Raw genomic sequence first — 1,195 nt, 5'->3', positions numbered from 1 at the left:
CCGTACGCGAACCACGGCTCACCGTCACCCGTGTGGCGGGCGATGCCGTGGTCGATCCACTCCCAGACGAAACCGCCCTGGCAGCGCTCGTACGTCGTGAACAGGCGCTGGTATTCGCTCAGGCCGCCGGGACCGTTGCCCATCGCGTGCGCGTACTCGCACAGGACGAACGGCATCGAGCGGCGCCGCGCATCCAACTCGGCGTCGCCCCAGGGGGCTTCGGCGCGCTGCCCGATCAGCTCGACCTCCGCGTGGTCGGCGTACATCCGGGAGTAGACGTCGGTGTCCTTGCAGGACAGATCGCCCTCGTAGTGGATGGGGCGGTCGGGGTCCCGGTCGCGGATCCACTCGGCCATGGCGGTCAGCCCGCGGCCGGTGCCGCACTCGTTGCCCAGTGACCAGATGATGACGGCCGGGTGGTTCTTGTCCCGCTCGACCATCCTGGCCGCCCGGTCGAGCAGGGCCGGGGTCCACCGCTCGTCGTCCACCGGATTACGGCGCCAGCCGACCGCGTGGAAGCCGTGCGTCTCCAGATCGCACTCGTCGATCACCCACAGGCCCAGCTCGTCGCAGAGGTCGAGGAAGGCGGGGTGGGGCGGATAGTGGCTGGTGCGCACGGCGTTGATGTTGTGCTGCTTCATCAGCAGCAGATCGCGGCGCATGGTCTCCAGGTCCAGGGCCCGGCCGTGCTCGGGGTGGAACTCGTGCCGGTTGACGCCGCGGAAGAGGATCCTGCGGCCGTTGACCTTCAGCACGCCGTCCTCGACGGCGACTGTGCGGAAGCCGATGCGCAGCGGGACGCGCTCGCCTGCCGTCGCCAGCTCGGCCTCGTACAGTCTCGGGGTTTCGGCGGTCCACGGCTCCACGGGTACGGTCGCGGCCTCGCCGGTCGCCAGGTCCAGCTCCAGTTCGGGGACGGTGATGCGGCCGCCCGGATCGGAGTGGACCCGCAGCGTGCCCTGCCCGTTGCGGTGGTCGTACGAGGCGTGAACGTAGAAGTCGCGGACCGCGCCGTCGGGCCGGTGCAGCAGCGTCACGTCCCGGAAGATGCCGGGCAGCCACCACTGGTCCTGGTCCTCCAGATAGCTGCCGGAGGACCACTGGTGGACGCGGACCGCCAGCACATTGCCGCGCGACCGCAGCAGCCTGCCGACCGAGAACTCGTGCGGCAGCCTGCTGCCCTTGAAACTGCCCA

At 70.0% G+C, this 1,195-nt stretch carries 1 protein-coding gene; it reads right to left on the bottom strand.

The window, feature by feature from the left end; genetic code table 11:
* A partial coding sequence (locus ACTWQI_RS29835; RefSeq protein ID WP_443275224.1) for a glycoside hydrolase family 2 TIM barrel-domain containing protein occupies nt 1-1,195 on the bottom strand: 1,195 nt, incomplete at both ends.

Source organism: Streptomyces sp. KR80 (genome assembly GCF_052245555.1).
In the GTDB taxonomy this organism is placed as follows: domain Bacteria; phylum Actinomycetota; class Actinomycetes; order Streptomycetales; family Streptomycetaceae; genus Streptomyces.
The sequence above is the reverse complement of the archived record's forward strand: the minus strand, read 5'-3'. Positions and strand labels throughout refer to the sequence as shown.